The 6,280-nt window shown below is 44.3% G+C and carries 6 protein-coding genes; 4 read left to right on the top strand and 2 right to left on the bottom strand.

The window, feature by feature from the left end:
* Positions 1 to 18: 18 nt before the first annotated feature.
* Both WC615_RS12315 and WC615_RS12310 read right to left on the bottom strand, forming a co-directional pair.
* The gene (locus WC615_RS12315) at positions 19 to 867 is read right to left on the bottom strand and encodes an SDR family NAD(P)-dependent oxidoreductase (RefSeq protein ID WP_372978393.1); all 849 of its coding nucleotides are present in this window, start codon (positions 865 to 867) and stop codon (positions 19 to 21) included.
* 159 nt (positions 868 to 1,026) lie between these two features.
* Positions 1,027 to 3,393: an ABC transporter permease gene (locus WC615_RS12310; protein WP_372978392.1), complete on the bottom strand. Its 2,367-nt coding sequence runs from the start codon at positions 3,391 to 3,393 to the stop codon at positions 1,027 to 1,029.
* Between the two features lie 348 nt (positions 3,394 to 3,741).
* Here WC615_RS12310 and WC615_RS12305 point away from each other — a divergent pair, with 348 nt between their 5' ends.
* From WC615_RS12305 to WC615_RS12290, 4 genes are read left to right on the top strand one after another with little or no spacing between them, the layout of a single operon-like run.
* Positions 3,742 to 4,533 (top strand): PASTA domain-containing protein, encoded by a 792-nt coding sequence (locus WC615_RS12305; protein ID WP_372978391.1) that lies wholly within the window; start codon positions 3,742 to 3,744, stop codon positions 4,531 to 4,533.
* On the top strand, positions 4,520 to 4,822 hold the full coding sequence (locus WC615_RS12300; RefSeq protein ID WP_372978390.1) for a rhodanese-like domain-containing protein: 303 nt from the start codon (positions 4,520 to 4,522) through the stop codon (positions 4,820 to 4,822). The genes WC615_RS12305 and WC615_RS12300 overlap by 14 nt, the downstream gene beginning before the upstream one ends.
* Positions 4,823 to 4,846: 24 nt before the next feature.
* Positions 4,847 to 5,866, top strand: coding sequence for an endolytic transglycosylase MltG (mltG, locus tag WC615_RS12295; protein WP_372978389.1), 1,020 nt, complete (start codon positions 4,847 to 4,849; stop codon positions 5,864 to 5,866).
* Positions 5,866 to 6,273, top strand: a complete 408-nt coding sequence (locus tag WC615_RS12290; protein ID WP_372978388.1) for an acyl-CoA thioesterase — start codon at positions 5,866 to 5,868, stop codon at positions 6,271 to 6,273. The genes mltG and WC615_RS12290 overlap by 1 nt, the downstream gene beginning before the upstream one ends.
* Positions 6,274 to 6,280: the final 7 nt, after the last annotated feature.

Here is a 6,280-nt window from a genome sequence, read left to right as displayed (position 1 = left end):
CCGGTTATGACGGGGTCTTTATTTAGCTACGGCCTGGGCCGAACTGGAAACGGCATCCCACTGCTCCCACAGGGCCAAACGTTCTTCATAAGCGCCACGGGTCCATGCCAGGTTATGGCTGCCCAGATTGAACCGAAGCGGCGGGTTTTCGGCATCAACAACCTGGAAGAGCGCTTGCGGAGTGGCCTCGGGGTCGCCCCTTTCTAAATTCCTTAAACTTCCAAAAAACTGCTCTTTGTAATCGACATAAATATCCATACCGGGCGCAAATTTCAATGATTCCTGGCTGCCAAATTCGGTAGCATAGGCACCGGGCTCAATAATCGTTACTTTGATGCCAAAGTCTTTAACCTCTGCAGCCAGGCTTTCGTGTATAGCCTCGAACGCCCATTTTGATGAGCAGTAGTAGCCAATTACCGGCAGTACTACATGGCCAAGGTTACTTGATGTACCCAAAATGTGGCCCCAGCCCTGTTTACGCAATAGCGGCAAAGCCGCCTGTATAACGGCAACCGGCCCTAACACATTGGTTTCATACATCGCCCTGATCTCGTCTGCACCGGCTTCTTCAATGGTACCCACTAAAGAGTACCCGGCATTATTAAGAACGACATCTAACCTGCCGAAGTGTGCATAAGCCTGCTCCACTGTTGTTTTAACCTGCTCCGGGTTGGTTACATCCAGCTCAAGCGTCAGCACGTTTTCGCCGTATTTATCTTGCAGGTCGGCAATGCTTGCCAAATTACGTGCGGTTGCTGCAACTTTGTCGCCACGTTTTAACGCAGCATCGGCCCAAACGCGGCCAAAACCACGTGAAGTACCTGTAATGAACCAAACCTTATTTGAATTTTCTTTTTGTTGTGTCATGATGGTATATGTTTTAAATAACACAACAAAGGTGGGCAGATGTAATTGCCGGCTTGTAGCCTAATTGAGGGATTTTGTAGCCGAAATGAGAAAGCACGTGTAATAATTCAATAAGACCGTCATTGCTTCGTACCTCGCAATGACGCGCGGAGGATATATTTACTCCGTTCTCAAACTCTTAATAGGGTTAACCGTGGCTGCTTTTATAGACTCATAGCTAACCGTAAGCCATGCAATACCCAAAGCTGCTACGGATGCGATGAAGAACACCAGCCAGCCAACCTGTATATGATAAGCAAAACCGGCCAGCCAGCTGTTTACGGCGTACCACGATAGCGGCACAGCTATACAAATGGCTATCAGGATGAGTTTGGTAATGCCGGCAGACAATAGATAAACCAGGTTTAAAACCGGTGCGCCTAACACCTTTCGGACGCCAATTTCTTTGGTGCGCTGCTCGGCCATAAATGCCGACAAGCCGTATAACCCAAGGCAGGATACAAAAATACCCAGGGCGGCAAAAAGGTTAAAAATGTTACCCATTTGTTGTTCGCCTTTATAAAGCTTGGCCAGATCCTGGTCAAGAAACTCAAATTTAAAGGGATGAGCGGGGTTAATATCCTTACTTATTTTTGCTAAAGCCTGTATGGTAGAGCTGGTTTTGCCGGGTAGCGTTCTTATCACTGTAAAACCGCCGATTTTATTAAAAGGCATAACCAATGGCTCAATAGCTTGCTGTACAGGTTTAAAATTAAAATCTTTTACTACACCTACAATAGTGCCTTGGTTACCCCAAAGGGTTAACGGTTTACCTATTGCCGTATTGGCACTTAAACCCATAAGGCGCGCCATTTTCTCGTTGATCATGTAACTGCCCGAATCTGTTTTGAACGCTCTTGAAAAACTCCGGCCGGCTACTAATTTCATCCTGAATGTATGGGTAAAATCTTCATTTACACCCATCACCGGAATGGCTAACTGCGAGTGGGGATCTTTACCATCCCACTCAACGCTAATCGTCCAGCCACCCAGGTTGGTAGGCAGATCGGTAATCAGGGTAAAGTCGCTGGTAAGCGGGTTTTGTTTTAACTCATCTTTTAAGGTTTGCTGCTTGCCCCACATATCCCCTGTCATGGGTACATACAAAAGGTTAGCTTTCTCAAAGCCGGGGTTACGTTCTTTTATAAATTTAAGTTGATTGTAAATCACTACGGTGCCTACCAGTAATACAATAGAGACCATGAATTGGGTTACAACCAAAGTATTGCGGAAGAGCAAATTACCGCCCATTGATTTCACATTCCCCTTAAGCACTTTAACAGGGTTAAAACCCGACAGGAACAAGGCCGGGTAGCTGCCGGAGATAAGCCCGGTTAACAAGGCAATACCAAAAAGGCTTAACCAAAGTTTTACATCAATTACATTGATAGTGAGTTTTCTGCTAGCCAGCTCATTAAATACCGGCAGGAATAAAATAACCATACCAAATGCAAGCAATAAGGACAGGAAGGAAATAAATACCGATTCGCTTAAAAACTGAAGGATCAATTGCCCGCGTACGGCACCTGCCACCTTACGTAAGCCAATTTCTTTGGCCCTGCGGGCCGAGCGCGCGGTGGCCAGGTTCATAAAGTTTATACAGGCCACTACCAGGATCAGAATAGCGATGATAAAAAAGATGTTTACATATTGCGCGTTCCCGTGGCCCGGCTCATCGCCCAACTGTTCGGGTGCCAGGTGTATTTTGGTTAAGGGTTGCAAGTGGAATGTGGACTTACTATCAACTTCATGTTTACGATATATTTGATCCATCTGTTTTTCCAGACCTGATAAATTGGTAGCAGATGGGGCAAAACTCTTATCTAACAGCAAATAGTCATAAAAATTAAAATTGCCCCATACGCTGTTTTTCAAATCATCATTGGTTCTGGCTAATGAGGCCATTGGCAGCACGAAATCAAATTGCAGGTCTGAGTTACCAGGGATATTGGCCAAAACGCCTGTTACTACAATGTTTTCTTTGTTATCTATTCGTATGAGTTTGCCAATAGGATCTTCATTCCCGAAATATTTTGTGGCCATTGCCTGCGTTAATAATGCACCATCCAACTGTTTTAGCGCTGTGGCCCGGTCGCCCTTTATTAATGGGAAGGAAAATACGTCCATGAAACTTTCATCGGCATAAAACAAATTTTCTTCTTCAAATTTTTTGTTGCCGGCTTCCAGTAGTGTAGTGTTGGCTGGTTTTATCCGTACCGTATTTTTAATAACCGGCATTTCCGCTTTTAAGCCTGCCGGCATACCTGCAGGGGTCCCCACGGTTTTTGAATCACCACAATCGCAGGATATGCGATAGATCTGGCCGGCATTTTTGTGGAACTTATCGTAGCTTAACTCATTCTGTACCCAAAGCAATATGAGGATGCTTGATGCTAGGCCTATTGCCAACCCTAATATATTGATGGTTGAGTAGGCTTTATCCTTTGTTATATTTCTGTAAGCCAGTTTAAAGTATGTTTTTAACATGGTAGTATTTTTGGGGAGTCGCTGTTATATCAAAATATAACTTATTAGGTTTAAAACTCGTGCCAACAAGTTAAACACTTGATAACAAATGCTTTAAATTGAATTATTTGTAAGTTACCGTACGGAAACGTTACAGCGGGTGTTCGATTTTACTGATTGAGATAATTGTTAAAAACACGGGTGGTCAAAGACGCTAAGACGCAATTTATTTTAACTTTTTGCGTCTTAGCGTCTTGGCGTGAAATAATCGCCTGTTTCTCTATCCAAATACTAAGCAATCCGAAATTGAAAATTCGACATTCGAAATCAATTCGCTATGTTTGAAACTAAATTTCCTTATAAAAACGCATGAGTAATTTTTGGGCTTATTTAAAAACCAGGCAATTCAGAAACACCATCCTGTTGGTGATAGCTACCATTATCGGCATTGTTTTAATAGCCTTTTTCAGCCTTAGCTCGTATACGCGCCATGGCCAGGGTATACCTGTACCAAAGTTAAAGGGCCTCAACGTTGACAAAGCAATGGAACTGCTAAAAGAGCAGGGATTTAGCTATAAAATTGATTCGGTTTACGTGCCCGACCAGGCACCCGGCACTATTGTGGAGCAAGACCCGGATGCCGGTACAAATGTTAAAGAAAACCGTACCATATATTTAACCATGGTTACGCAGCTTGCACCCAATGTTTCGCTGCCCGATCTGATAACCGACCAAAGTATTTATCGCGAAGCGGTGGCTACACTATCAAACTACGGCCTTAAAGTTGGCGATACCACGTACCGGTCGGACATTGCCCGCGACCGCGTGCTGGAAGTTCGGTTTGGCGGCCAGGTTATAAAACCGGGCACCAAAATACCAAAAGGTTCAAAGCTCGACCTAGTGCTGGGTAATGGCGAAGGCGCAAGCGAGGTGGATATCCCCGAGTTGCTAAACCTGGACCTTGACGCAGCAAGGTTCTCTATTAAAGGCGCGGGTTTAACCGTTGGTACTATAACTTATGAGGGTGCAATAACCGATTCTACCAACGTAGTAGTGGTTTCGCAATCGCCTATGCGGAGCGATTCGTTAAGTAAAACCAGCATTGGCACGCGTATTAACCTTACGGTATCACAAGGCAAACCAAGTAATGTTCCAAATTGATGCGGCAACACTGCAGCAGCGGATCACTAACGGCGAAACTTTAAACCTGCTTGATGTTAGGGAGGTAATTGAATACCATACCTTTAATATTGGCGGGCAAAACATGCCGGTTGGTAAGCTTAAACAGAATATTAACAGCATTTTTTACAACAAAACCGACGAGATAATCGTTATTTGCAGTGCAGGTATCCGCAGCGAAACCGCAATGGTCATTTTAGCAGAAGCCGGCTTTACCCACGTGGTAAATTTTAAAGGCGGACTGAAAGCCCTGCAAAAACTAAACAGATAAAAATAACATCCCTCATAACCTTATATGAAAAAATTTTGGATAGCGCTGGTGGTCATCATCGTATTATCATTAGCCGGCACCGGCATATTTTATTACCTGCGCTTTTTTGGCCCAAATGTTACCGATAAGCAGGAATACCTGTACATCAAAACAGGATCGACCCTTAACGATGTATTTAAAACTATAAATGAACAAGGTATAGTAAAGGATACTACATCATTTCTGCAATCGGCACAAAGCATGAAATATGTGAAGGTTAAACCGGGCAAGTACCGCCTCAAAAGCGGCATGAGCAACCGCAACTTCATCAACATGCTAAAATCGGGCAACCAGGAACCGGTAACCCTTGCGTTTCATAATATCAGGCTAAAAGACCAGTTTGCCGGGTTTGTATCTAAAAAGATAGAGGCTGATTCGGTTTCGATAGTGCGCTTGCTTGATTCTGCAAAGTTTGCAGAGCAGTACGGCTTTACTACTGATAATATTTACACGGTATTTATCCCCAACTCGTATCAGCTTTACTGGAACACATCGCCCGAGAAATTCTTTAAGCGCATGTATGCCAACTATGAGAAGTTTTGGACGCCCGGGCGTAAACAAAAAGCTGCCGAGCTGAAATTAACCCCACAAGAGGTATCGGTATTAGCATCCATAGTTGATGCCGAGGCTTTGCATGATGATGAGATGCCAACCATTGCCGGCCTTTACCTAAACCGCCTTAACAAAGGCATGAAGCTGCAATCCGACCCTACCGTGATATTTGCGGTAAATGATTTTACAATTAAACGCGTGCTTAACCGCGACTTAATTACCAATTCGCCGTACAATACTTATATGTATAAAGGCTTGCCCCCCGGCCCTATCATGATGCCGTCGGTAAATGCCATTAACGCTGTACTTGATTACCAGAAGACTGATTACCTTTACATGTGCGCCAAAGCGGATTTTAGCGGTAATCACGCTTTTGCTACTAACGAGGCCGAGCATAGAGTTAATGCCAAGGCATTTCAGCAGGCCCTTAACGACAGGAATATTAAACGCTAATGTTTGAGAATGCTACCAAACTAAGGGTGCGCTACGGCGAAACCGACCAGATGGGCTACATGTACTATGGCAACTATGCCGAGTTTTTTGAAGTAGGCCGTGTAGAGATGCTGCGCAGCCTGGGCTTAACATACAGCGGGATGGAAGCATCGGGTATTATGATGCCTGTGCTGGAGTTGAAATGCAAATACCTTAAACCCGCCCGATACGACGAGGAAATTACCATCAACGTAATTATGGATAAAATGCCGGGGGTTAAGATCCATTTCCGTTACGAGTTGTTTAACGAGAAGCAGGAACTGATACATATTGGCGAAACGCTGCTGGCCTTTATTAACATGAAGAGCAACCGCCCCTGCCTGCCCCCTACCGATTTTATTGAAAAACTAAAGCCTTTTTTTGAGTAATTTTAGC

The sequence above is a fragment of the Mucilaginibacter sp. genome (assembly GCF_041663085.1).
Classification (GTDB): Bacteria; Bacteroidota; Bacteroidia; order Sphingobacteriales; family Sphingobacteriaceae; genus Mucilaginibacter.
This window is presented reverse-complemented; position numbering and strand designations above follow the sequence as displayed.